At 70.9% G+C, this 23,570-nt stretch carries 33 protein-coding genes and 1 tRNA gene; 17 read left to right on the forward strand and 17 right to left on the reverse strand.

Annotated elements, in window-relative coordinates:
* The first annotated feature begins 19 nt into the window (after positions 1-19).
* On the forward strand, positions 20-202 hold the full coding sequence (locus FB467_RS11680; protein WP_141785253.1) for a CsbD family protein: 183 nt from the start codon (positions 20-22) through the stop codon (positions 200-202).
* A 118-nt stretch (positions 203-320) separates the two neighbouring features.
* On the opposite strand, the gene FB467_RS11685 is transcribed toward FB467_RS11680, so the two are convergent.
* The 5 genes from FB467_RS11685 to FB467_RS11705 form a co-directional block, all read right to left on the reverse strand.
* Entirely contained in the window at positions 321-1,664 is a 1,344-nt protein-coding gene (locus FB467_RS11685; RefSeq protein WP_141785254.1) for an AI-2E family transporter, read from the reverse strand.
* Positions 1,661-2,515 (reverse strand): D-hexose-6-phosphate mutarotase, encoded by an 855-nt coding sequence (locus FB467_RS11690; protein WP_141785255.1) that lies wholly within the window; start codon positions 2,513-2,515, stop codon positions 1,661-1,663. The genes FB467_RS11685 and FB467_RS11690 overlap by 4 nt, the downstream gene beginning before the upstream one ends.
* Positions 2,516-2,574: 59 nt before the next feature.
* The gene (locus FB467_RS11695; RefSeq protein WP_141785256.1) at positions 2,575-2,943 is read right to left on the reverse strand and encodes a single-stranded DNA-binding protein; all 369 of its coding nucleotides are present in this window, start codon (positions 2,941-2,943) and stop codon (positions 2,575-2,577) included.
* A 131-nt stretch (positions 2,944-3,074) separates the two neighbouring features.
* Positions 3,075-3,914: an aldo/keto reductase gene (locus FB467_RS11700; RefSeq protein ID WP_141785257.1), complete on the reverse strand. Its 840-nt coding sequence runs from the start codon at positions 3,912-3,914 to the stop codon at positions 3,075-3,077.
* 35 nt (positions 3,915-3,949) lie between these two features.
* A tRNA-Gly gene (locus tag FB467_RS11705) sits at positions 3,950-4,023 on the reverse strand.
* A gap of 122 nt (positions 4,024-4,145) precedes the next feature.
* On the opposite strand from FB467_RS11705, the gene FB467_RS11710 reads away from it, so the two are divergent.
* On the forward strand, positions 4,146-4,895 hold the full coding sequence (locus FB467_RS11710) for a L,D-transpeptidase family protein (RefSeq protein WP_170230691.1): 750 nt from the start codon (positions 4,146-4,148) through the stop codon (positions 4,893-4,895).
* 7 nt (positions 4,896-4,902) lie between these two features.
* Here the strand turns inward: FB467_RS11710 and FB467_RS11715 are convergent, their stop codons facing one another.
* Entirely contained in the window at positions 4,903-5,127 is a 225-nt protein-coding gene (locus tag FB467_RS11715) for a hypothetical protein (protein WP_141785259.1), read from the reverse strand.
* A gap of 72 nt (positions 5,128-5,199) precedes the next feature.
* Here FB467_RS11715 and FB467_RS11720 point away from each other — a divergent pair, with 72 nt between their 5' ends.
* The 11 genes from FB467_RS11720 to FB467_RS11770 all read left to right on the forward strand — a co-directional run bounded on the left by FB467_RS11720 (position 5,200) and on the right by FB467_RS11770 (position 13,491).
* Positions 5,200-6,102, forward strand: coding sequence for a LysR family transcriptional regulator (locus FB467_RS11720; RefSeq protein ID WP_141785260.1), 903 nt, complete (start codon positions 5,200-5,202; stop codon positions 6,100-6,102).
* A 4-nt stretch (positions 6,103-6,106) separates the two neighbouring features.
* On the forward strand, positions 6,107-6,550 hold the full coding sequence (locus FB467_RS11725; protein ID WP_228393252.1) for a helix-turn-helix transcriptional regulator: 444 nt from the start codon (positions 6,107-6,109) through the stop codon (positions 6,548-6,550).
* 10 nt (positions 6,551-6,560) lie between these two features.
* Positions 6,561-6,971: a VOC family protein gene (locus FB467_RS11730; protein ID WP_170230693.1), complete on the forward strand. Its 411-nt coding sequence runs from the start codon at positions 6,561-6,563 to the stop codon at positions 6,969-6,971.
* A 78-nt stretch (positions 6,972-7,049) separates the two neighbouring features.
* Positions 7,050-9,473 (forward strand): ATP-binding cassette domain-containing protein, encoded by a 2,424-nt coding sequence (locus FB467_RS11735; RefSeq protein WP_141785262.1) that lies wholly within the window; start codon positions 7,050-7,052, stop codon positions 9,471-9,473.
* Complete coding sequence (locus FB467_RS11740; RefSeq protein ID WP_141785263.1) at positions 9,470-9,853, forward strand: pyridoxamine 5'-phosphate oxidase family protein; 384 nt, start codon at positions 9,470-9,472, stop codon at positions 9,851-9,853. The genes FB467_RS11735 and FB467_RS11740 overlap by 4 nt, the downstream gene beginning before the upstream one ends.
* A gap of 69 nt (positions 9,854-9,922) precedes the next feature.
* The gene (locus FB467_RS11745) at positions 9,923-10,315 is read left to right on the forward strand and encodes an MmcQ/YjbR family DNA-binding protein (protein WP_228393250.1); all 393 of its coding nucleotides are present in this window, start codon (positions 9,923-9,925) and stop codon (positions 10,313-10,315) included.
* 65 nt (positions 10,316-10,380) lie between these two features.
* Positions 10,381-11,010: a VOC family protein gene (locus FB467_RS11750; RefSeq protein ID WP_141785264.1), complete on the forward strand. Its 630-nt coding sequence runs from the start codon at positions 10,381-10,383 to the stop codon at positions 11,008-11,010.
* Between the two features lie 96 nt (positions 11,011-11,106).
* A complete protein-coding gene (locus FB467_RS11755) occupies positions 11,107-11,538 on the forward strand; it encodes a GNAT family N-acetyltransferase (RefSeq protein ID WP_141785265.1) in 432 nt (143 codons plus the stop codon).
* Between the two features lie 7 nt (positions 11,539-11,545).
* The gene (locus FB467_RS11760; protein WP_141785266.1) at positions 11,546-12,130 is read left to right on the forward strand and encodes a mismatch-specific DNA-glycosylase; all 585 of its coding nucleotides are present in this window, start codon (positions 11,546-11,548) and stop codon (positions 12,128-12,130) included.
* A gap of 279 nt (positions 12,131-12,409) precedes the next feature.
* Complete coding sequence (locus tag FB467_RS18500; protein WP_170230696.1) at positions 12,410-12,625, forward strand: GNAT family N-acetyltransferase; 216 nt, start codon at positions 12,410-12,412, stop codon at positions 12,623-12,625.
* A 101-nt stretch (positions 12,626-12,726) separates the two neighbouring features.
* On the forward strand, positions 12,727-13,491 hold the full coding sequence (locus FB467_RS11770; RefSeq protein WP_141785268.1) for an alpha/beta fold hydrolase: 765 nt from the start codon (positions 12,727-12,729) through the stop codon (positions 13,489-13,491).
* Positions 13,492-13,562: 71 nt separating this feature from the next.
* Here FB467_RS11770 and FB467_RS11775 read toward each other — a convergent pair whose 3' ends face one another.
* Positions 13,563-14,075 (reverse strand): hypothetical protein, encoded by a 513-nt coding sequence (locus FB467_RS11775; protein ID WP_141785269.1) that lies wholly within the window; start codon positions 14,073-14,075, stop codon positions 13,563-13,565.
* A 3-nt stretch (positions 14,076-14,078) separates the two neighbouring features.
* Positions 14,079-14,450 carry a winged helix-turn-helix transcriptional regulator gene (locus FB467_RS11780; RefSeq protein WP_141785270.1) on the reverse strand — a complete coding sequence of 124 codons (372 nt, stop codon included), beginning with the start codon at positions 14,448-14,450 and terminating at the stop codon, positions 14,079-14,081.
* Between the two features lie 117 nt (positions 14,451-14,567).
* On the opposite strand from FB467_RS11780, the gene FB467_RS11785 reads away from it, so the two are divergent.
* Positions 14,568-15,431, forward strand: coding sequence for an SDR family oxidoreductase (locus FB467_RS11785; protein ID WP_141785271.1), 864 nt, complete (start codon positions 14,568-14,570; stop codon positions 15,429-15,431).
* 135 nt (positions 15,432-15,566) lie between these two features.
* Here the strand turns inward: FB467_RS11785 and FB467_RS11790 are convergent, their stop codons facing one another.
* The gene (locus tag FB467_RS11790) at positions 15,567-16,553 is read right to left on the reverse strand and encodes a DMT family transporter (protein WP_141785272.1); all 987 of its coding nucleotides are present in this window, start codon (positions 16,551-16,553) and stop codon (positions 15,567-15,569) included.
* 31 nt (positions 16,554-16,584) lie between these two features.
* On the opposite strand from FB467_RS11790, the gene FB467_RS11795 reads away from it, so the two are divergent.
* Positions 16,585-17,136 (forward strand): helix-turn-helix domain-containing protein, encoded by a 552-nt coding sequence (locus FB467_RS11795; protein ID WP_228393249.1) that lies wholly within the window; start codon positions 16,585-16,587, stop codon positions 17,134-17,136.
* Between the two features lie 19 nt (positions 17,137-17,155).
* Here the strand turns inward: FB467_RS11795 and FB467_RS11800 are convergent, their stop codons facing one another.
* Complete coding sequence (locus tag FB467_RS11800; RefSeq protein WP_141785273.1) at positions 17,156-17,461, reverse strand: transcriptional regulator; 306 nt, start codon at positions 17,459-17,461, stop codon at positions 17,156-17,158.
* Entirely contained in the window at positions 17,458-17,913 is a 456-nt protein-coding gene (locus FB467_RS11805) for a hypothetical protein (protein WP_141785274.1), read from the reverse strand. Before FB467_RS11805 ends, FB467_RS11800 begins: the two co-directional genes overlap by 4 nt.
* Positions 17,914-17,984: 71 nt before the next feature.
* On the opposite strand from FB467_RS11805, the gene FB467_RS11810 reads away from it, so the two are divergent.
* A complete protein-coding gene (locus tag FB467_RS11810) occupies positions 17,985-18,485 on the forward strand; it encodes a barstar family protein (RefSeq protein ID WP_170230698.1) in 501 nt (166 codons plus the stop codon).
* Here FB467_RS11810 and FB467_RS11815 read toward each other — a convergent pair.
* From FB467_RS11815 to FB467_RS11835, 6 genes are all read right to left on the reverse strand, one after another.
* On the reverse strand, positions 18,468-18,932 hold the full coding sequence (locus tag FB467_RS11815; RefSeq protein ID WP_141785276.1) for a nitroreductase family deazaflavin-dependent oxidoreductase: 465 nt from the start codon (positions 18,930-18,932) through the stop codon (positions 18,468-18,470). The two genes, FB467_RS11810 and FB467_RS11815, sit on opposite strands and share 18 nt — an antisense overlap.
* Complete coding sequence (locus FB467_RS11820) at positions 18,929-19,492, reverse strand: nitroreductase family protein (protein WP_141785277.1); 564 nt, start codon at positions 19,490-19,492, stop codon at positions 18,929-18,931. The genes FB467_RS11815 and FB467_RS11820 overlap by 4 nt, the downstream gene beginning before the upstream one ends.
* Positions 19,493-19,531: 39 nt before the next feature.
* On the reverse strand, positions 19,532-19,690 hold the full coding sequence (locus FB467_RS18505; RefSeq protein ID WP_153390239.1) for a hypothetical protein: 159 nt from the start codon (positions 19,688-19,690) through the stop codon (positions 19,532-19,534).
* A 20-nt stretch (positions 19,691-19,710) separates the two neighbouring features.
* Positions 19,711-20,970 carry a M14 family metallopeptidase gene (locus tag FB467_RS11825; protein WP_141785278.1) on the reverse strand — a complete coding sequence of 420 codons (1,260 nt, stop codon included), beginning with the start codon at positions 20,968-20,970 and terminating at the stop codon, positions 19,711-19,713.
* A gap of 242 nt (positions 20,971-21,212) precedes the next feature.
* Positions 21,213-21,842 (reverse strand): class I SAM-dependent methyltransferase, encoded by a 630-nt coding sequence (locus tag FB467_RS11830; protein ID WP_141785279.1) that lies wholly within the window; start codon positions 21,840-21,842, stop codon positions 21,213-21,215.
* Entirely contained in the window at positions 21,839-22,834 is a 996-nt protein-coding gene (locus tag FB467_RS11835; RefSeq protein WP_141785280.1) for an NAD(P)/FAD-dependent oxidoreductase, read from the reverse strand. Before FB467_RS11835 ends, FB467_RS11830 begins: the two co-directional genes overlap by 4 nt.
* Before the next feature lie 66 nt (positions 22,835-22,900).
* Here FB467_RS11835 and FB467_RS11840 point away from each other — a divergent pair, with 66 nt between their 5' ends.
* Positions 22,901-23,488: a helix-turn-helix domain-containing protein gene (locus tag FB467_RS11840; protein WP_141785281.1), complete on the forward strand. Its 588-nt coding sequence runs from the start codon at positions 22,901-22,903 to the stop codon at positions 23,486-23,488.
* Positions 23,489-23,570: the final 82 nt, after the last annotated feature.

The following is a 23,570-nucleotide window of genomic DNA, read 5'->3' on the forward strand; positions in this document are numbered from 1 at the left end:
CCGACCAAAGGAGCACAGCATGGGTATCGGCGACAAGATCAGCAACGCGGTGAACGAGGCCAAGGGCAAGGTCAAGGAGGCCGCCGGGGACGCCACCGACAACGAGCGTCTCGAGGCGGAGGGCGTCGGCGACCAGGTCGAGGCCAACGCCAAGCAGGCGGTCGAGAAGGGCAAGGACGCCTGGAACGACGCGACGAAGTAGGTCGCGCCCGGCTCTCGAGCCGCACCCGACGACGACGGCGGGGTGCCACCGGTCACCGGTGGCACCCCGCCGTCCGTCTGTTGGCCCCCCCCGGGCGTTGCCTGGGGTCCGAGCGGCCTCAGCCCCTCCCGAACAGTCGCTTGATCCACCCCAGGGGGCCACCCTGACGGACGGGGACGATCCACTCGGCCTCCGGGTCGTCGTCGGCACCCAGCTCCTCGGCGAAACGCGCGGCGTCCTGCGAGGCCTGCTCGGCCAGGAGCGCACCCTCGGGTGTCGCGAACTGGACGTCGGCGACGCTGATGTCGCCGGAGACCAGGTCCACCTGTTCCCCGAGGTAGCGCAGCACCACCACCAGGGACGCGGCGACCGGGACCGCCAGGAAGGCCCCGGCGATGCCGAACAGGGTGCCGCCGGCGGCCACGGCCAGCAGGATGATGGCGGCGTGCAGCTTCATGCTGCGCCCCTGCAGGAAGGGCTGCAGGAGGTTGCCCTCGACCTGCTGCACCACGATGATCAGCACGAGGACCGCGAGGGCAGTCTGCCAGCCGTTGGTGACCAGGGCGACCAGCACCGCCAGCGTGCCTGCCACGAAGGCTCCGACGATCGGGATGAAGCCGCCGAAGAAGGTCAGCACGGCAAGCGCCAGGGCGAGCGGCACCTGGAGGAAGAGCAGCCCGATCCCGATAAAGATCGCGTCGACCGCGCTGACGATCGCCTGGGTCCGGATGAATCCCCCGAGGGTGCGCCACACCCGGGTGAGGACCTCGGTCAGGTGGCGGCCGACGGTCCGGCCACCGTTGCGCCGGACCCACGGCAGGAAGTTGGGGCCGTCCTTGATGAAGAAGAAGGTCAGCACCAGGACCAGACCCATCGTGACCAGGCCGGAGCCGACGGCGGAGACGCCGGTGAAGACGCCGGCGGCGATGTCGCTGGCCCGGCCCTGGAGGAAGGCCACGGCCTGGTCGACCCAGTCGTCCAGCTGGTCGTTGTCCAGCTCCAGGGGCGGACCGGACACGTACTCGCGCAGCTGCACCAGCCCCTCGCTGGCCGAGTCGACGACGTCGGAGGCCTGGGAGACGACCGACGGCGCGATGGAGGCCAGGACCCCGACGATGAGGACGATCGCGCCCAGCAGCGCCGTCGCGGCCGCCAGGGCGGGCGGGAACCGGTGGGCCCGGAGCCAGGCGACCGGTGGCCACAGGACCGTGGCGACGATCAGCGCGAGGATGACCGGGAAGACGCCGACCCAGGCCTGGGCCAGCAGCCACAGCAGGATGGCGCCGGCGATGGCGATCAGGATGAACCGGCCGGACCAGGCCGCGAGCACCCGGAACCCGTAGCCGAGCACGACGGCGCGGTCGGTCCCGGTGTTGTCCAGGGGTGCCGGTGACCCGTAGGGCCCGTGGTCCAGCCCGCTCGCGGACGGGCTCTCGGATGCCTCGGCGGGCTCGTTGCTCATCTGGTTCCCCTCATCGGTGTGGACATGGTGATCGTGGTCGCCGTCGTCCACCGGGCGCCGGGTGGCAGCGAGATCGCGTTGTCCGCGACCGCGCCCGACTCGACGCACACCATGGTGCGCCAGTCGTCCGGCGCCATGTCACCGATATCTTGCCCCTTCTCCGGCCCCGGGTTCCACACGATGGTGTCCGTGGTGCCCTCCCCGGTGACCCGGAGGGTGCGCCCGAGGACAGGGTCGTGGACCTCCACGGGCCCCGCCGTGTGGTAGATCCGGTCGGTCTCGCCGTCCAGGCGCAGGTCGCCGTCCTGCCGGTGCACCCCGCCCACGACCTTGTCGAACCAGGTGCTGCCGTCGAGCCCGGTCAGCACGATCTGGCCCACGTCCCCGACGACGAGGTAGCTGTGCAGCGCCACCTCGTAGTCGAACGGCTGGCTGCCGGTGTTGGTCACGGTGAGGGCGACCCGGGCCGCGTCGCCGACGCTCACCTCGCACCGGGCCAGGAAGTCGTGCGGCCACAGCTCCCGGCCGGGCAGGTCCGCGACCTGCTCGGGCGTGAGTTCCCAGGTCAGCCGCGCGCCGGCGGGGTCCTCCTGCCGGTCGACCAGGCGCCAGTCGGCGACCCGGCCGAACCCGTGGCCGGGGGTGTGCCGTCCGTCGCGGCCGGGTCCGAACCAGGGCCAGCACAGCGGCACACCGCCGCGGATGGCGGCGCCGGCACCGGTCGCCGCGAGGCTGCTGAGGTAGAGCACCGGCTGACCGTGGTGCTCCCACCCACCGAGCTGGGCGCCGTGGTCGTATGCCGTGAACCTCCCGTCGCGCAGCGGGATGTCGTGCCTGTCTGTCTGGGGCATGGCCCGACACTACGGCGAACCGCCCCGGAACGCGCCGTGGGTGGCCAGCGTGGCTCGGATCACCCCCGGCGAACGGGGCGGGGACGCCGTAGCGTGCTGGCCTCGACCTCGTAGCGGGAGACCCGGCCGTCGCCGCTGGCGAAGAACCGGCGCCGCAGCGCGCCCTCGACCTCCACCGCATCCCCGACGGCCAGCCGCACGGCATACCCCCGGGTGCGGGCGGTCCAGCAGGCGATGTCGATGGCGTCGACGACCGCCCGGCTGCCGCCTCCCCGGCGCCGTGGTCGCGGCACCGCCACCCGGAACGTCACCACCAGGTCGCCGCTGGGCAACTCCCTGGTCTGGGGTACCGCGCTGATCCGACCCCGCAGCTGCACCGCGTTGAGCGGCTCCGGCCCCCTGTCCTCGGCCACCGTCGCTGTCGCCATCCCTGGCCCCCTCGGTCCGGGGCGGCCCCCTGCCGCCCGTTGGGTCCATCGTGGCCTACCGGGGCGGGCCGTGGGGTGGATCGACCGGATCTGTGGACGAGCGGGGGACCGGCGGGCGGGCAGTTGCCCCGCTACATCTCCTCGTGGGTGTCCGGGTCGCCGCCGAACAGCCGGCCGTCGGGTCGACCGAGGCCGCTGATGTCGGCCATCTGCTGGGGGGTCAGCTCGATGTCGAAGACCGCGAGGTTGTTCCGCTGGCGCTCCGGGGTGGCCGACTTCGGCACCGGGAGCACACCACGCTGCAGGTGCCACCGCAGGATGACCTGGGCCGGGTCGACCCCGAGCGCCTGCGCCGCCGCGGCGACGGGCTCCTCGGCGAACGGTGCGCTGCGCTTGCCCAGCGGGCTCCACGCCTCGGTGAGGATGTCCAGCCCGGCATTCACCGCCAGCATCTCCTCCTGCGGGAACAGCGGGTGGACCTCGAGCTGGTTCACCGCCGGCACCACGCCGGTGGCGTCGATGATCCGGCGCAGGTGGTGCGCGGCGAAGTTGGAGACCCCGATCGACCGGGTCAGCCCGCGCTCCCTGGCCTCGATCAGGCCCTCCCACGCCTCGACATACAGGTCCACGCTCGGGTTCGGCCAGTGGATCAGCACCAGGTCCAGGTAGTCCAACCCCGTCTCGAGCAACGAGCCCTCCACGGACCGCACGGCGAGGTCGCGGGCATGGCTGCGCCCGGGCACCTTGGTGGTGACCTGGATGTCCTCGCGGGGGAGCCCGCTGGTGCGGACGGCCAGGCCGACCTCCGCCTCGTTCCCGTAGTTGACCGCCGTGTCGAGCAGCCGGTAGCCGGCCTCGAGCGCGGACCGGATCGCGCCGACGGCGTCCTCACCGGTCATCGGGTATGTGCCGAAGCCGATCGGCGGCAGGGTCGTCCCGTCGTTCAGCCTGCGGTGGGCGGAGATGTCCATCGACACACCGTATGCGGTGGGGCCGGGTCGTGCAGTGGAGCGGGTGGCAAGAATTGCACTCACGTCTTCCTCCTGGAAGGAGGCTGTTCTGCTACTGAACTACACCCGCGAACAGCACCGAGGATAACCGACCGCCCGGCGTGCAACGTCACGCCACGCCCGCGGCGTCCTGGGTAGAGAGGGAGAAACGAGGACCGGCGAGGGGCCGGTCACAGACAGGGGGAACATGTCATGAGTTCTGTTTCGCATGCCCAGGTGAGCCGTCGCAGCATCGTCCGGGGAGGACTGGGAGTGGCCGCCGGACTGGCCGCGGTGCCGCTGGCGGCCCGCGCCGGGGGAGCGGCCGAGCTGGTCGCCGACCTGGGCCCGGACGGGCGCACCCTGTCCCGCGGCGACACCGGTCGCTACGTGAAGGCGTGGCAGCACTCGCTGGCCAACCACGGCTACTGGTGCGGGACCGCCGACGGGACGTTCGGGCACCTCACCCAGCAGGCCACCTGGGCGGTGCAGAAGCAGAACGGCCTGGCGAAGGACGGCGTCGTCGGGCCGCTGACCCGCAACGCCCTGTCCCACGGGCCGCTGCCCCGTCCGGTCGGCGGTTCGGGTGCCCGGGTGGAGGTCCACCTGAAGAAGCAGCTGCTGCTGGTCGTGTCCGGGGGCAAGACCCAGCGCGTGTTCAACACCAGCACCGGCAACGGGGAGTACTACTGGCTGCGCGGCAAGCGCTACCGGGCGACCACTCCGACGGGGACCTGGAACGTCTACTCGTCCTACAGCGGCGGGTGGCAGAACGGCGACCTGGGTCGGATGTGGCGCCCCATGTACTACAACAGCGGGTGGGCGGTGCACGGGTCGGAGTCGATCCCGACCTACCCCGCCTCGCACGGGTGCAGCCGGCTCTCGACCGCCGCGATGGACCTGCTGTGGAGCACCGGGGCCATGTACGTGGGCTCCCGGGTGGTCATCGCGACGGGCGCCTGAGCCCGGGTCAGTTCGCGGGGGTGAGGTCCCGGCGGATCTCCACCTTCACCGGGTAGGTGTGGGCGGCCCCGACCTGGTACACGGTCCAGACGCCGCGGCGGATGGTCTGGGCGAGGTCGCGGGCCGACTGGAGCGGCAGCCGCTCCCGGGCCGGGACGCTGAACCGGCCGATCGCGAGGAAGGTCCCGGCCAGGAGGAGGACGTAGCTGATGCTGAGCAGGATCTCGGTCATGCAGCAATTCTCCAAGGGTCAACCACAAAGCACCAGCGCACGTTTGTGTCGGATACCCGGTAGGATTGCTTCATGTTCAACTTGGATCAACTGGCCACCCTCAAGGCCGTCGTCGAGGACGGCACCGTGGCCTCCGCGGCGGCCCGGTTGGGGTACAGCCCGTCGGCGGTGAGCCAGCAGTTGGCCCGGCTGGAGTCCGATGCCCGACAGGTGTTGATGCGCAAGCAGGGACGCAACATCGTGCCCACCGACGCAGCCCACGTGCTGGTGCGGGTGGCGGGGGAGATGGCCTCCCTGGAGGAGCGGGCCCGGGCGGAGCTGGAGCTCCTGACGTACCGGGTGTCCGGGGCGATCACGCTCGGGGCGTTCCCCACCGCGGTCCGGGGCATCTCGGTCGCCGCGATCGCCGCGTTGCACGAACGCCACCCGGGCGTCACCGTCACGCTGCGGGACGCGCCGCCGGAGCCGGGGCTCGCCGGGGTGGCCCGCGGCGACCTCGACCTGGCGCTCATCCACGACTGGACCGAGGACCACCTGCAGATCCCCAGTGGCGTGGTGACCTCCCACCTGGGGACCGACCCGGTGGACCTCGTGCTCCCGGTCGGCCACCGGCTGGCTGGCCAGGAGATCATCGACATCGCCGACCTGGACGGGGAGAACTGGGTCAACGACTCCCCGGGGATCTGCAGTCGCCAGCTGTTGCAGTCGCTGCGCGACCGGGCGCTGGACTACCGGATCAGCTGCGTGCTGGACGACTACCAGTCCCAGGTGTGCGCCACGGCATACGGACTCGGCCTGTCGCTGCTGCCCCGGCTGGGGCGGGAACCCCTGCCGGACAGCGTGGTCGCGGTGCCGCTGGTGGACCCGCCCACCCGCCGGATCCTGATCGCCTACCGGCGGGACAGCGACCAGCGGCCGGCGCTGCAGGCCCTGGTGCGGGAACTCACCGCGGCCTGGGAGGGAGTGGCAGGATAGGCGCGTGAGCATCACGGCGGCGGAAGCCCAACGGCTCCGGGATCTGGCCCGGTTGCGCCGCATCCGCGACCGGATGGACCGGGAGTACGACCAACCGCTGGACGTCACCGCCCTTGCCCGCGGCGAGCACATGTCGGCCGGACACCTGAGCCGTGCGTTCCGGCTGGCCTACGGCGAGTCGCCGTACTCCTACCTGATGACCCGGCGGATCGAACGGGCCATGGCGCTGCTCCGGCGGGGCGACCTGAGCGTCACGGAGGTCTGCTTCACCGTCGGGTGCTCCTCGCTCGGCACGTTCAGCACCCGGTTCACCGAGCTGGTCGGGATGCCGCCGAGCAGGTACCGGGAACAGGCCGCGGACGGGACGGCCGGGATGCTGGCCTGTGTCGCCAAGAAGGTCACCAGACCGGTCAGGAATCGAGAAGCGCCGGCCGACGTGGCCCACTAGCGTGACGGGCATGAACCTGAGAATCCACTCGAGCTTCCTGCCACACACCGATCCCGACGAGTCGCTGGCGTTCTACCGGGACATCGTCGGCTTCGAGGTCCGCAACGACGTCGGCTACGAGGGGATGCGCTGGATCACAGTCGGGCCGCCCGGGCAGCCGGAGACCTCGATCGTCCTGCACCCGGTCGACAGCAGCACCGGGATCACCGAGGACGAGCGCCGCACGCTCCTCGAACTGGTCGCCAAGGGCACCTACTTCGGAGTGAACCTGATCGCCGACGACGTCGACGCGGTCTTCGAGTCGCTCCAGGCAGGAGGGGCGGAGGTCGCCCAGGAGCCGATCGACCAGCCCTACGGCGTGCGCGACTGTGCCTTCCGCGACCCGGCCGGCAACGAGCTGCGCATCCAGGGTGCGCGCTGACCGTCGTTCCGGTCCCCGCAGGGATGCAGAATATGGGCCGGTGCCGCGGGCGCGGTCCGACGAAGGAGTGGACGACAGATGAGTAAGGCACCCAGCAGCGACGCGACGACCGAGCAGGGGACCGACGGGAGCTACGGCGCGGACGGGCACGACCTGATCCGGGTGCAGGGCGCCCGGGAGAACAACCTGCGGGACGTGACCGTCGACATCCCGAAGCGACGGCTCACCGTCTTCACCGGGGTCTCCGGGTCCGGCAAGAGCTCGCTGGTCTTCGACACGATCGCGGCGGAGTCACGGCGGCTGATCAACGAGACCTACAGCGCCTTCCTGCAGGGCTTCATGCCGACCCTGGCTCGGCCCGACGTGGACCACCTCGAGGGGTTGACCACGGCGATCATCGTGGACCAGGAGCGGATTGGCGCCAACCCCCGCTCGACGGTCGGCACCGTCACGGACGCGAACGCGATGCTCCGCATCCTGTTCAGCCGACTGGGGCAGCCGCACGTCGGACCGCCCACCGCGTTCTCGTTCAACATCCCGACCCGCCGGGCCAGTGGTGTCATGTCCACGGAGAAGGACGGCCGGGTCGAGCGTGCCACGGTCAAGGACGCCGTGTACCTGGGCGGCATGTGCCCCCGGTGCGAGGGCAAGGGTGCGGTCAGCGACTTCGACCTGACGGCGCTCTACGACGAGTCCACGTCGCTGTCCGAGGGCGCGCTGAAGGTGCCCGGCTTCAGCATGGACGGTTGGTACGGCCGCATCTTCGCCGGTGCCGGCCTGCCGATGGACAAGCCGATCGGCACCTTCACCAAGCGCGAGCTGGACAAGTTGCTCTACGGCAAGCCGGAGAAGATCAAGGTCGAGGGGGTCAACCTCACCTACGAAGGGGTCATCCCCAAGATCCAGAAGTCGATGCTGTCCAAGGACGTCGACTCGATGCAGCCGCACATCAGGGCCTTCGTGGAACGCGCGATCACCTTCCAGACCTGCCCCGAGTGCGACGGCACCCGCCTGACGGCCGAGGTGCTCGCCTCCACGGTCAACGGGAAGAACATCGCCGAACTGTGCCAGATGCAGATCAGCGACCTGGCCGAGTGGATCGGCGACCTCGACGAACCGTCCGCCGCGCCCCTGCTGCGCGGGCTGCAGCACCTGCTGGACTCCTTCGTCCAGATCGGCCTGGGCTACCTGTCGCTGGACCGCCCCTCGGCGACGCTGTCCGGAGGAGAGGCCCAGCGGGCCAAGATGATCCGGCACCTGGGGTCCTCGCTGACCGACGTGACCTACGTCTTCGACGAGCCGTCCATCGGCCTGCACCCGCACGACATCCAGCGGATGAACGTGCTCCTGCTCCAGCTGCGCGACAAGGGCAACACCGTCCTGGTCGTGGAACACAAACCGGAGATGATCGCGATCGGCGACCACGTGGTCGACCTCGGCCCGGGGGCTGGGGTGCACGGCGGGGAGGTCACCTTCACGGGGTCCGTCGACGAGCTGCGCCACAGTGGCACGGTGACCGGGCGCCACCTGGACGACCGGGCCGTGCTCAAGGACAGCGTCCGGGAGGCCACCGGGGTGCTGGAGGTCCGGGGCGCCACGACCCACAACCTGCAGGACGTCGACGTCGACATCCCGACCGGGGTGCTGTGCGTGCTCACCGGCGTGGCGGGTTCGGGCAAGAGCTCCCTGGTCCATGGATCCGTCGCCGGTCGGGACGGCGTCGTGGTGATCGACCAGAGCGGCATCAGGGGGTCCCGCCGCAGCAACCCGGCGACCTACACCGGCCTGCTGGATCCCATCCGCAAGGCCTTCGCCAAGGCCAACGGGGTCAAGCCCGCGCTGTTCAGCTCCAACTCCGAGGGTGCCTGCCCCACCTGCAAGGGCGCCGGCGTCATCTACACCGAGCTCGGCATCATGGAGACCGTTGAGACACCGTGCGAGGAGTGTGGCGGGAGGCGTTTCCAGGCGGAGGTCCTGGAGTACACGCTCGGAGGACGGAACATCGCCGAGGTGTTGGCCATGTCGGTCGCGGAGGCGGAGGAGTTCTTCGCCGAGGGGGAGGCGAGGACGCCGGCGGCGCACAAGGTCCTGGACCGGCTGGCCGACGTCGGGCTGGGCTACCTGAGCCTGGGGCAGCCGCTGACCACCCTCTCCGGCGGTGAGCGGCAGCGGCTCAAGCTGGCGAACCAGATGGGGGAGAAGGGCGAGGTCTACATCCTGGACGAGCCGACGACCGGGCTGCACCTGGCCGACGTCGAGCAGTTGCTCGGCCTGCTGGACCGGCTCGTTGACGGTGGCAAGTCGGTCATCGTCATCGAGCACCACCAGGCCGTGATGGCCCACGCCGACTGGATCATCGACCTCGGCCCGGGCGCGGGCCACGACGGGGGCAGGGTCGTCTTCGAGGGGACGCCCGCCGACCTCGTGGCGGCCGCCTCGACGCTGACCGGGGAGCACCTGGCCGAGTACGTGGCGGACGGGTCGGGGAAGATGGCGCCATGAGCATCCCGGTGGACCTGGCAGCACTGGAGGAGGCGCTCGGGCGCCACGACACGGCATACCTGCTGACCGGCGGAGCCGGACGACCCCACGTCGGTGAGGTCTTCCCGCGGCTGGTCGACGGGGCGATCCTGCTCGACGAACCGGGGCGCACCGCGCGAAGGGTGGTGGGGGAGCACCCCACGGTCACCGTGCTCCTGCCGCCCCGCGAGCGGGCCGGCTACACACTCATCGTGGACGGGGAGGCCGTCCTCGACGGTGAGGTGCTGCGGATCACGCCGTCCCACGCGGTCCTGCACCGCGCGGCAGCGCACGGCCCGCAGGACCAGGAGCCGCAGTCGGCCTGCGGCAACGACTGCCACCCGATCGACCAGCCCTCCTGAGCACCGACGCTCCGGACCACCGGACGTCCTGACCGCGGCTCTGTCGCACCCGTGGGGGAGAGTGGCCCTGTGGCAGAGCGACCCGAGGTCCCCGAGGAGATGGCGCAGCGGTGCGACCGGGTGCTGGGTTCGCTGCCCCGGTGCGCCGCGGAGGACGCGTGGGTCGGGGTGCGGTGGCGGGTCGGCAGCGCCACGGTCGCCCATCTGTTCGGCGGTGAGGACCAACGGTTCCGCGTCGTGTTCCGCGCCGACCCGGAGGAGGTGATGGCGTTCGAGGCGATGGGGGAGCCCTACTTCCGCGCCGGTTGGGGCACGAACGTGGTCGGCCTCGTGCTGGACGAGGCTACCGACTGGGACGAGGTGGCCGAGCTGCTCGTCGCCTCCTACTGTGTGCAGGCGCCGGCCCGACTCGCCGAGGCGGTCATGGAGGTCTGGGCGCCGCAGGACGCGGGTGAGGGATAGCCGGTCGTGACATCGGTCAGGAATCAAGAAGCACGACGCACGAGCCCGCTCCTACATTCGTGGGCATGAACCACATCAACCATGTCACGCTCGAGGTGGCCGACGTTCCGGCCGCCTCCCGCTTCTACTACGAGGCCCTGGGCCTGGACCCGGAGACGAGCGGGATCAGGCTCCGTGAAGCCGACGACTCCACCGCTGGTTTCCGCGGCTTCGCCCTCTCGTTGATCACCTCCCAACCGGCGGACGTCGACCTCCTCGTCCGGGCCGCGGTCGAGGCCGGTGCCGAGACCCTGAAGCCGCCAGCCAAGTCGTTCTGGGGCTACGGGGCGGCGTTCCGGGCGCCGGACGGGACCGTCTGGCAGGTCGCGTCCGAGTCCAAGAAGGACCACGGCCCCGCGAGCACGAACGTCACCGAGACCGTCCTGCTGCTCGGCGTCGTGGACGTGAAGGCAACCAAACGGTTCTACGCCGACCACGGCCTCACGGTCGGCAAGGCGTTCGGCGGCAAGTACGTCGAGTTCGAGGCGCCCGATGGCACCGTCAAGCTTGCCCTGTACGGGCGCAGGGCCATCGGCAAGCAGGTCGGTGTCTCACCGGAGGGCGCCGGATCGCACCGGATCGCGGTGGCCAGTGGCGCTGGTCCGCTGACCGACCCGGACGGCTACGTGTGGGAGGCGGCCCACGACGCCGGGTAACGTGCGCTCCAGACCACGGACGTGAGGGGGAGTGGCACGGTGATCCGGGACCGGCGGGATGAGGATCTCGATCGGCTCTGCGCGATCCTGACAGCGATGGGGCATCCCCGGCCCGGGCTCTCCACGGACGACCTGCGGGGGTGGCTCGTCGGTCAGGAGTCGGAGCTGTCCTGGGTCTTCGACCAGGCTCCGGTGACCGTGGCGCCGACGAAGAACGTGATCGGGCACGCGCAGATCTACCGGCCGAGCGCGGAGCCCCTGGTCCACGCGCTGGAAGGCACCCCCGGTCTGACGGCGAGCGGGACGCTCGTGATCGGCCGGCTCTTCGTGAGACCCGACCGGCACGCGGCGGGTGTGGCCCGGTTCCTGCTGCGCGAGGCCGTGCGGCACATCGACGCGCAGCAGAAGCAGGCGGTGCTGGAGTTGACGAGGGATGCCCATCTGCCCTGGGAGGTCTGCGCCCGACTGGGGTTCGTGGAGGTCCCGTCAGACGCTCCGGATATCGTCCTGATGACCCGTCAGGAGTGATCTGCCCGTGCCTACCTTCACCCGAGCCGAGCTGGACAGTTACCGCGATGCCGTGGTCCCGGACCTGGTGGGCGACCAACCCGGAACGGATCCGCCGGTGCGGCTGCTCTTCGTCGGCATCAACCCCGGACTGTGGACGGCTGCCACCCAGACCCACTTCGCCCACCCCGGCAACCGGTTCTACCCGGCGCTGCTCCGGGCCGGCATCATCGACCGTCCGGTCGACCCCGCGGCCGGGATGGGCGAGACGGACCGCAGGCACCTGATCGACCGGGGGATCGCGATCACCAACCTGGTGCCCCGGGCCACCGCACGCGCCGACGAGTTGTCTGCCGATGAGTTGCGTGAGGGCGGTGAACGCCTGCGGTCCACGGTCCGCCGGCTCGCGCCCGCGGTGGTCGCGGTGGCCGGGATCACGGCATACCGCAGCGCCTTTGGTGTTCGTCGGGCCCGGACCGGACGGCAGCCGGAGCCGCTGGAGGGGGCCGAGCTCTGGGTGGTCCCCAACCCGAGCGGGCTGAACGCGCACGAGACCATCGCCTCCCTCGCCACGGCCTACGCCGAGCCCGCCCGTGCCGCCGGGGTGATCTGAGACCGTGCCCCCGCGACGGCCCGGACCCGGAGGCGGTGGCCACCTGGAGATCCGCCGGGCGGACCGTGCCGACCTGCCGGCCCTGGCCCGGCTGGTCTGGTTGAACGCAGCGCCGGAGGAACAGGCCGCACAGACAATCGAATCGTTCCGGATCGACCTCGAAGCGTGGTGGTCGACCCACGAGCAGTCGCACCGTGCCTTCATCGCCGTCGACGACGGGGGAGTGCCCGTCGGGATGGCGTGGGTGGCCCTTCTCCCGCGGGTGCCCAGACCCCCGGCGTGCTGGATCGGTCCACAGGTGACATCCAGAGCGTCTTCGTCGTCCCGGAACACCGTGGTCGGGGCATCGGCTCGGCACTGGTCCGGGCGGCCACCGAGGAAGCCGGGCGTCACGGAGCCCGTCGGGTGACCGTGCACTCGGGACGGCGGGCGGTGCCGGCCTACGAGCGGTTGGGATTCGTCTCTACGTCGGAGTTGCTCACGAAGGAGTTGTGATGCGTCGGCGCTGCTGGCTCGTTCACCCCCCTCCCGACCACCGACCCTGACCGGGGGCTCATGGTCCATGGTGGGACGGCTCCGAGTGCGAAGGTAGGTCGATGAACAACGTGGTGCATGAGTTCGGCACGCCCGATGCCCGGGATCTCGTGCTGCTGCACGGCCTGACCGAGGCCGGCACGACCTGGCCGGACGCGGTCCAGCGGTGGGGGAGCCACTTCCGTATCCTGGCCCCCGACCTACGCGGCCACGGGCACTCGCCCCGCTTCACGGCCGCACAGTTGAGTGACCCGATGGCCGTGCTCCGCGATGACGTGATCGGCCTGCTCGAGGCCGTATGCCGTGGACCGGCGATTCTGCTCGGCCACTCCCTGGGCGGCCGGCTTGCGCTGATCGCCAGCGCCGCTCGGCCCGACCTCGTGGACCGGCTGGTCCTCGAGGATCCGGTACTGGCCAGCCTGGACGCTGCCCCGGCCAGTTTCGCTGAGCAACAGCACCAGTTCCTCGACGCCTTTGCCGACGGGGGAGTGGGGGAACGGGCCCGGGCACACGCAGCGACCAACTGGTCCGCTGCGGAGATCGAGGCCTGGTCCCTGAGCAAGACCCTGGTGGATCGCGCATTGATCGACCACCTGAGCCTGGGCCCGCTGGACGCGGTCGCACTCTTGCAGGACAGCATCACGCCGACTCTGCTGGTGGTGCCGGCCGACGGGGAGACCGCACGGCATCGAGCCCTAGTGACCAACCCGCTCATCCAGGTCGCGGCCCTTGACGGGGTTGGTCACTGCGTCCGTCGTGATGGCCGGGACGCCTTTCATGGTGTCGTCGACCCGTTCCTGCTGGGGGAGACCGGCCCCCACGTCTGACCGTCCCGATTTCCCGGATGCTCGGGTCCGCTGCGTGGAGGATGAGCGGGACTGCCCGCGGCGCTGATCCGTTAGGTCCCAGCAGACCCGTCCTCGGCGTCCGGCGGGAAGAGGAGGGCGTACCCGTCCGTCGGACACCCGTGTGCATCGTCGGGGAGGACCACCGCTGCCGGGTCGGCCCACATCCCTGGCAGGTCGACGACGTCGCCGACCACGAAGCCCTCCTCGTTAGGCAGCGTCACCCGCTCGTCCACCAGCTCGCTGCCATAGGGGAGCACCATGGTCCACGCGTGATCGCCCTCGTCGACGAGGACGAGGCACCCACCGTCCGACACGCCGACCGACCCCTGAACCGCGCTGGCATGCCGGCCGTCCGAGGGATCGGGAGCCTCCTTGCGGGCCAGGACGCTCGGACCGCTGCCGATCAACGCAACATCCCGCGGGCCAACAGTCGACGCGCTCGTGTCCTGGACCGGCGGCGTCTCGCTGTTGCCGACGTCGACGTCCTGCGGCTTCTCAGCAGAGCACCCGGAAGCCGCGAGCAGCATGGCAACGGCCGCGACGACGCTTCTGCACACGCTCATGGATTACTCCTTAACCGGTGGCACCGCGTTCTCGGCGGCCCAGGCGAGGAGTGGTATGACGAGGCTGGCCAGTTCCTGACCTCCCTCGGTCAGGCTGTAGTCGACTCGCGGCGGGATGACCGGCTGGGCCTCACGGTGCACCAGGCCGTCGTTCTCGAGGATGCGCAGCGTTTGGGCGAGCATCTTCTCGCTGATCCCCCCGATCCGGCGCCGCAGCTGGCTCCACCGGTGCGGACCCTCCGACAGGCTCGTCAGGATCAGCACGCCCCACTTGCTGGTGACGTGGTCGAGCAGTTCGCGCGTGGGGCAGTTCGCAGGGAAGTTTCCGTCCGGAAAGACCTTCTGCAGGACTGCTACCTGGGAACTCACTGCCATGTGAGTACCTTACTTGAAAGTGCGTACTCTCCATCGGGAAGTGCCTGGCGGCCGGGACGGTTGTGCTGAGTGAGCCCTCGCGGCGCACCCATCCCACCAACCTGAGAGGACCCCACCATGAACTACGTCGTCACCGGAGCCACCGGCCCCTTTGGCCGCCACGTCATCGAGACGCTCCTGGCCCGCGGTGTGGCTGCTGCGGACGTCGTTGCGGTCGGCCGTTCGGTCGACAAGATCAGCGACCTCGCCGAGCGCGGCGTGCAGGTGCGGGCCGCGAGCTATGACGACCCCGAGGCCCTGCGCACCGCCCTCGAGGGGGCGGGCACGGTGCTCTTGGTCTCCGGCAGCGAGGTCGGCCAGCGGGTGCAGCAGCACCAGAACGTCATCGACGCCGCGGTCGCGGTCGGTGCCGGCCGGATCGTCTACACCAGTCTGGTCAACGCCCGGGAGGCAGGCCTCCAGCTGGCGGCCGAGCACGTGGCCACGGAGCAGGCGCTTGCCGGCTCCGGGCTGGCCCACACCGTCCTGCGCAACGGCTGGTACCTCGAGAACTACACCGACCAGATCGGGAACTACGTCGCGAACGGGGCCGTCCTGGGCAGCGCCGGAGAGGGCCGTATCAGTGCCGCCACCCGGGCCGACCTGGCCGAAGCCGCGGCGACCGTCCTCCTGGACGAGTCGCACACCGGCAAGGTCTACGAGCTGGGCATGGACGACGCGTTCACCCTGGCTGAGCTCGCTGAGGCCGTGAGCGTGGCCAGCGGTACGGCCGTGACCTACCGCGACCTGCCGGGCGAGGAGTTCCAGCAGGCGCTCGTCGGGGCCGGTCTGCCCGAGTCGTTCGCCACGGTGCTGGCTGACACGGACCGTGGCATCCGGGACGGCGCGCTGCACACGGACACCGGCGACCTCGCCCGCCTGCTGGGCCGTCCCGCGACCTCGATGCCCGAGGCCGTGCGCGCAGCCCTGGTTGCCAGCTGACTTCCGCCCATGTCAGCGCTCACCTGTCAGAACGTCACGAAAGGCACCAACGGGCCCGGTCGGGGGCGTCGCGGCCGTCGAGATGTGGTCATGGGTGGTTCGCCGATAATGCACATTATGTCAAATACGGTTGGATCAGACCGTCTCGACCATGCCGGCGTCCGCTCCTCTGACCCCACTCGCGTGTTCCTCAAGATCCGGGTGCTCGGTCGGCCCGCGTTTTGAGTCGACCTCCCTCGCGCGACGTCCGGGTTTGAGTTCGCTCAGGATATTGCTCGCGACGATGCAGGCAGCGCCCACGACGGCGATGACGCCGAGCCGGTCTCCGTAGAACCAGCCGAAGATGCCGCCCCACACGGGTTCGCCCGCGTAGATGATGGTGGCCCTGGTCGGTGAGACCGATCGTTGTGCCCAGTTCATCGTGAGCTGGATCAGGCAGCTCGCCGCCGCCATGCCGAGCGCTGGTGCGAGCCAGCCCCAGGAGAACGCGGGGACCGACTCCCCCGCCAGTGGAAATGTCATCAGACCGAGGGCGCCGGCGGTCAGGAGCTGAATGATCGTGACGTTGCCGAGGCTCACGCGACCGGCAAAGACCCCGATCAGGACGATCTCGGCAGCCATCGCCACCGCGCCGATCAAGGTGGCGGTCTCCCCCGGCCCGAACCCGATGCGCAGGGCTTCGGGGCCGGCGAGCAGGACCAGTCCGACGAAGGCGAGCGTCACGCCGAGTAGTGCCATCCGCCCCGGAGGCTTGCGGAACGCCGCCCACTGCAGGAGCGGAACGAGCGGGACGTACAGCGCCGTGATGAAGGCCGACGTGCTGGCGGTGATCGTCTGGAGTCCGAAGGTCTGCAACCCGTAACCGGAGAACAGGCACACCCCGATCGATACCCCCGCGACCAGGTCACGCGCGCTGATACGCCGCAGCGACCGGTGGAAGATCGCCGCCGCGATGAGCCCCGCCGCGAGGAAGCGGATGCCGACGAAGAACCATGGGCCGCTGTGCTGCACCGCTAGGTGCACGACGACGAAGGTCGAGCCCCAGATGGCGGTGATCCCCACGAGCGCCATCTCCTGACGGCTCGGGGTCTGGGGACGCCCCACAAACCGATTGTGCAACATTCTGCACACTCTAGGGTGCAGAATGATGCACATGTCAAGTCAGCCCTCCCCCGTCCTCGGTCACCTCGCGAGCAACGTGCGTCGACTGCGTCAGGAGTCCGGGCTCAGTCAGCTCGCCCTGGCGGAGCGGGCCGGCATCAGTCGCCGGACCGTGATCGCGTTGGAAGCCGGCGAGGCGAACATCGGTCTGGCCAGCCTGGACCACGTTGCCGACGCCCTCGGGACCAACTTCACCGACCTGGTCAAGGCGCCGTCCACCCCGCAGACGGAGATCGACGAGATCCTGTGGCGCGGTCAGTCCGCGGACAGTTCGGCGACCCTGCTGGGCTCGGCGCCCGCCTCCACGGAGGCCCAGCTCTGGGTCTGGCGGCTCGCCCCGGGAGACCGGTATGACGCGGAGCCCGACCCGGGCGGGTGGCACGAGATCGTCCTGGTCACCGCGGGGCGCGTACGGATCGAGCGCCGCGACGGGACCGTCGACCTCACTGCGGGTCAACGCGCCATCTACCCGAGCGACCAGCCCTATTCCTACGTCGCCCCGGGCGACCAGCCAGCGGAGTTCGCCCGGATCGTCACGTCGTGAGCCGGTCCCCCACGGCGCCTCAGGCGTCCGCGATCTGACGGAGTGCTGCGACGTGCCCGTCGAAGGCGGCCCGGCCCTCCCGGGTCAGGCGCACCCAGGTAATCCTCCGGGAATCGCCGCGGGTCGGTGAGGCGGTCTTGCTCTGGGTGACGTAGCCGGCGCCTACGAGCACCTTGACCTGTTTTGACAGGGTCGGGGCGCTCACGGACAGCGTCTCGGTCAGCACCCCGAACTCCACCGCCTCGGTGCGACGCAACAGTCCGCAGAGGCGCAGTCGCAGCGGGGGGTGGATCACCTCGTCGAAGACGGGGTCCGTGGTATTCACGCCGCTGCGGCGTCCCGGGCGAAGGCGCGGTCCGCCGCCCGACCCAGCACGGTGACCCCGACGAAGGTGAGGACCGCCGGCACGCCCAGCCAGGCCCAGTGCGCCGAGGCGGCGATGCCGAACGAGTCGCTGAGCATCAGCAGCACCAGGACCAGGATGGCGACGAGGTAGAGATTCCCGGCGACCCCCCTGCCGGTGAACCGGATCCCCCGCTCGCGGTTCGCCAACCACAACAGTCCCAGGACGGCGATGCCGGTGACGAGGAAGTTCGCGCTGCCACCGTCGTTCAGGACGGGCGAGATGGCGAAGAGCGCCAGCACGATGCCGAGGGTCGGGTAGAGCCAGTTCGGGGATGCCGCACGCTTCTCCAGGGCCCCCCGGTCCTGCTCGAGGGACGCCAGGTGCGCGGCCGCCTGATCGCGCGATGCCTTGCCGGTCGGTGTGGTGTCCATGCCCTCCACGCCACAAATGACTTTCCGATATGGCAACTCAGATGCCCGCTGCGCCGGATAGGGTGACCGACATGTCTGACCGACCGTGGGTGCGCGGTGGACTCCCCTTCCTGAGGTCCGGCCCGCTGTCCCATGTGCACGAGGACGCCTGGCCGGAACTCGACGCGTACCTGGACCGCTGGGACTACCTCCGGGTGGAGCTCGACGGCCGAAGCATGACCTCCCGAGGGGCGGCGCACCGGTGCCTGCACGCGGCCTTCGGATTCCCGGACTGGTGCGGCGAGAACTGGGATGCCTTCAACGACTGCTTCGGGCACTACGTGGTCGAGCACGACGGGCAACGCGTCGCCGTTCTGTGGCGGCACATCGAGGAGGCCGCCCGGGTGGCCCCGGCGACCGTGGCGGAGATGGGCTGGGGCCTGCTGGCCTGCCAGGTCGGCGACATGCCCTCACTGGGGGCCGGCAATACCGCGGCGATCGACCTGGCAGTCTTCGCGCTGGGGCGCGGCGCGGACTTCGATCGGCCAGGGTCGACCGAGGACGTTGAGGGCCTTTCATCGCTCGAGCGATAGTCGCACCAGCGGGATCTGTGGATCGGCGCAGCCGGTGGCCTCGGTGATGATCGCCGACAACTTCTCCCACGCTGCGGGGTGCTCGACCTGGTACCGCGCCAGGACCGCGGCGCTTTCCGCCGGATCCAGCACCGTGGCCAGCGCCGGCACCCGCCGTCTGAGGCCGGTGCTGACATGACACCGGGGCTGCGCCACCAGGTTGCGGAACCACTGCGCCCGGGGGCCGAAGCCCGATGCGACCACCAGGGAGCCGGTCCCTGAGTCCTCGACGACCTCCAGCACGACATACCGTGCGGCCCCGGTCGACCGTCCCACGTGCTCCAGCATGAGCAGGCGCCGGGTGAAGAGGAACCCCAGACCCACCCGGAAGGCGGGCACCGGGGCACGGGCGAAGGCCCGCGTCTGCAGGAGGCGGGCCCCCAGGGACCGTGCTGACCGGGAGCTCATGGCCTACGGGACGGACGGTGGGGCGCTGCTTGCCCGTAGCGGCCCCAGCTCGCGATCTCCTCGAGCGGCTTGCGCCCGGACAGCCGCGGTGACGCCTGGGACTGCCCACGGTCGGTGTAGCCGAGTCCGATCGCCGACCATGGCTCGAACCTCGCCGGGAGGCCGAGCAGCTCGCGGACCCGCTTCCGTGACTCGCCGTCGCTGAACCAGGCGGTGCCGCTGCCGAGCCCGAGGCCGGCGGCCGCGAGCATCACCCGTTCCTGGAGGCGACCGTCGTCGTAGGCCACGGCACGTCCCTCCCCCTCCACGGCCACCACGATCGAGGCGGTCACGCCCTCGAGAAATCCCGCGAAAGCCCCGCACTCGGCGAGCGCCCCGTTGGTCGCCGGGTCGGTCACGACGACCAGGTGCCACGGCTGGGAGTTCTTCGAGCTGCCGGTCCAGCGCGCGACCTCGAGCAGTTGCGCCAGGTCCTCGTGGTCGACCGGTGTCGGCAGGAACCGGCGCGACTGGCGCAGGCCCAGGAGGGTGGTGAGCACGGTGGAGCCCGAAGTGGTCATGACACCATCATGCGCCCACGGCGAGCGCGGCGGGGCGGGTCAGTCACATGTCACGGGCGTCCCCTCGGTGATCGCGAAGTTCGCCCGCTCGTCCAACAGCAGCGGGATGAGCGGCTGGGCGGGCTGGGCCATCGAGACCCGGATCGACTGACCCTCCTGCGTGGTCTCCACGCCGTGCAGGTCGAGCGTGGGACGCACCTGGCCGAACTGCTCCTGGGTCAGGTCGTAGGCGCACGGTGGTGCGAGGTCGACGGCGTTCGGGGCGGCAGGGCGTTGTCGGCCCCGGCGAAGGAGTACGGCTGGTCCCCGCTGGCACCCGCCTCCGTGGCGGCCTCTCTGGCGTCGGCTGTCGCCGCCTTGATGGCGCTCCCCTGCTCCAGCATCAGGTCCAGGGTGGACTGATTGGCCAGCAGGTGGGTCCGCACGCGGCGGATGTTGTTCTCCGTCTGCGACTCCTCGCCGGAGAAGTCGTTGACCCGGCTCTCGGTCAGCTGCCCCACGCGGTGCTTCAGGCCCATCGTGTTGCGCATGATCCGCTCGTCCTCGTTGCCGGCGACCTGGGCGATCTGCCGGCCACCGGCGTCGTACCAGATCCCGTAGTCGCCGGTGGTGAAGTCCTCGTACTCCACCGTCGGGTCGATGTAGTCCTCGGCGAGCTCGACCGCGAGGTCGTGGATCCCCTGGTTGACGTTCAGGTGCCGGGGCCAGAGCCGGATCAGGTCCCGCTCGTAGACGTCCGCCCGGCCGCTGTACTCGTGTGCGTCGTGGACCACCTGAGAGTCGTAGTCCAGCAGCACCTGGGCGAGCGCCTGCGCTTCCTTGGTCTGAAGGGCCAGGTGGTCCCGGTTGATGTCGACGCCCTCGCTGTTGCCGCGGGTGTTGGCGGCGACCCCGTCGGGATTGACGGTCGGGATGACCAGGATCGTGGAGCGGTCCAGCAGCCGGCGGGTGGCCGGGCTGTTGTCCAGGGCGAGGTCGCGGATCAGTTGCAGACATGACTCGCGTCCGGCGGGTTCGTTCCCGTGTTGGGTGCAGGCGAAGAGCACGGAACTGCCCGCGGCCACCTCCCCCTTGGTCCGCGGCTCGGCACCGATCTGGACGAGGTCCATCGGGCGACCTTCCAGGGTGGTGCCGGCCCGGCTGATCGAGACCCGGTCGCTGAGGTCGTCGACCTCACGGAGGAACGACTGTTCCTCCTCGAGCGTGGTCCAGGAGGACCCGCCACGCTCCTCGAAGCCGGTCCGGGGTCCGTCGACCGCGGGCTGGGCGGGCGCCTCGGCGGCGGCGCCACCCTCCTTGAGCGGAGCCCGAAGCAAGTCCGGCTGGGGTGCTGCGGGCGGGCCGGCGGCCGGGATGGGGTCCTCCTCCGGCTCCACGGCCGAGGGGAACGGCACGTCATCCGGGGCCGAGGGTTCGGCGGCTGCGAGAGAGCCGGTGAGCAGGGCCGCCACGCCGAGGCCGGAGACCACCGTGCGCACGCCCCCTCTCCTGGTGCCTCTGTTGGACAGGGACGTTCGCATGCGGATCACCTCATGGGAAGGGGTCGTCTGGGTGCCTGTGTCGCTAGGGAGCGGGCCCCTGTCGGACAAGGGAACCGACCAGTAGTTGTCCCCCGCCCTCCCGAAGGTTTGCGACTGCCGAGGATTGCACGCACCCGGGGGCACCCGCACCGGGCCAGTGCCCGGCCGGTCCCTGTGCCACCCAAAGGTCCGGTCAGGCCTCACCCACGAGGCGACCGCCCGCCCGCCCGCTTCGCGAAGAGGACGGCGTCGTGCAGTGGGCGTCCGTGGCCCGCCGTGCGGGTCCGGGTCCCCGCCTCCAGGACCTCCCAGTCCGCCACGTCCAGCGCCTGGGCGATGTCGTCCGGCCGCCACGAGGCGTGCCCCGGAGCGTGCTGGGCCGAGTGCGCGTCGGCCGTGTCGTGGCCCACGAGCACGAGCAGGCCGTCGGGTGCGACGGCCGAGGCGAGACGGATGGCCAGGTCCTCGAACGGTCCCTCGGGGTGGACGTAGTGCGAGGTCACGAGGTCGTACCCCGGGCCGTCGTCCGGGGGCTGCCAGGTCGTGAGGTCGGACTCGACCCACCGGATGCGGTCCGCGACCGTCGGACCCTGCTCCCCGGCATACCGTCGACCCCGGTCCAGGGCCGACGGGGCGATGTCGACGGCGGTCACCCGCCACCCCTGCCGGGCGAGCCACACCGCGTTGCCGCCCTCGCCACAGCCGGCCTCCAGGGCGGTGCCCGCCGGCAGGTCCGCCGTGAGCCCGACCAGGTGTGGGCTCGGTGGGTGGCAGCCCGCGCCGGGGTGGGTCCGGTAGCGGTCCTCCCAGTATGCCGAGTCGAAGGTCATGCGGGGACCGTGCCCGCAGCGCTGTGCTCCCGGTGGTGGGCCAGCGCTGCGGCCGTCTCCTCCCCCACCAGGTCGGCGTTGACGAACCGCGCGACCGCGGCCCCGGCGGCTGCCGAGTCGATCACCTGGGCCGAGGGGTCCGTCGCGTTGCCGGCGACCCAGACCCCGGCCACCGTGGTCTGGCCCTGCGGGTCGACCGGCAGGTGGGTGCCCATGCCCGAGGGATGCTCCACCGGCCGGAGTCCGAGCGGCTCGAGGAAGTCCACGCGCGCCTCCATCCGGGTGGCGACGGCCACCGCTTCCTGTGCCACGACCGTGCCGTCGGCCAGCCGGACGCCCTGGAGCCGGTCGTCCACGATCTCCAGGCCGACGACCGGACCGTCGACGATCCGGATGCCCCGGGCGGTGAGTTCCTCGACCTGCTCCGCGCCCAGCGGAGCCGCGGTGTGGCTGAAGACGGTCACGTCCGGGGTCCACTGCCGGAACAGGTTGGCCTGGTGCAGCGACATCGGCCCGGTCGCCACGACGCCGACGGCGCGGTCGCGGACCTCCCAGCCGTGGCAGTACGGGCAGTGCACCACGTCCCGGCCCCAACGCTCCCGGACCCCCGGCAGGTCGGGCAGCCGGTCCACCAGACCGGTCGCGACGACCACCCGACGACTGCGCCGGGTCGACCCGTCGTCCGTGACCACCGCGAACCGGTTCCCCTCCCGGCTCACCGCCGTCACCCTGCCCGGGACGATCACTGCCCCGTACTCCTGCACCTCGGACCGGCCCCGCGCCAGGAACTCCCCCGGGGGCACGCCGTCGTGCCCCAGGAGGCCGTGCACCCCCTCGGCCGGTGCGTTGCGGGGCTCGCCGCCGTCGATCAGGAGCACGGAGCGCCGTGCCCGGCCGAGCAGGAGGGCCGCGCTCAACCCGGCCGCTCCCCCGCCGATCACGATGACGTCCGACTCTGCTGTCCCGGTCTTCCCGGTGTTCGTTGTGTCCATGGGTCGAGGATGATCCTTTGAGAACCGTTATCGCAAGTCCTGTTGCTGGTATGGCAAACTCTGGGGATGGACACGGATCTGGACCTGGCCTTGGCGGGCGTCGGCCCCCGGCTGAGGGCGTTGCGCCAGGAGCGCACGACCACCCTGGCCGACCTGTCCCGGGCGACCGGCATCTCGGTGAGCACGCTCTCGCGCCTGGAGTCCGGCGCGCGCCGACCGACCCTGGAGCTGCTGCTCCCCCTGGCCCGCGCCCACGGGGTGTCGCTGGACGAACTGGTCGACGCGCCGCCGACCGGCGACCCCCGCGTCCACCTGCGACCGGTGCAGGCCCACGGCATGACGATGATCCCGCTCACCCGCAGGCCGGGAGGGATCCAGGCCTACAAGTTCGTGGTGCCGGGCACCGCCGGGAAGCGCCGGGCGCCGGAGCCCAAGACCCACGAGGGGTATGAGTGGGTCTACGTGCTCAACGGCCGGCTGCGGGTGATCCTCGGCGAGCACGACATCGTGCTGGAGCCGGGTGAGGCGGCCGAGTTCGACACCCGGGTGCCGCACTGGTTCGGGGCGTCGGACGAGCGGCCGGTGGAGTTCCTCAGCCTGTTCGGCGCCCAGGGCGAGCGGGCCCACGTGCGGGCCCGGCCGGCCCGGTCCTGAACGGGTTGTCGCGCACCGCACCCCTGGTCGGTTAGGGTCGGCTCACCCGGCGCGTCGCCGCCGCTCCCCAGGAAGGTGCCTG

It is taken from the genome of Ornithinicoccus hortensis (assembly GCF_006716185.1).
Lineage (GTDB): Bacteria > Actinomycetota > Actinomycetes > Actinomycetales > Dermatophilaceae > Ornithinicoccus > Ornithinicoccus hortensis.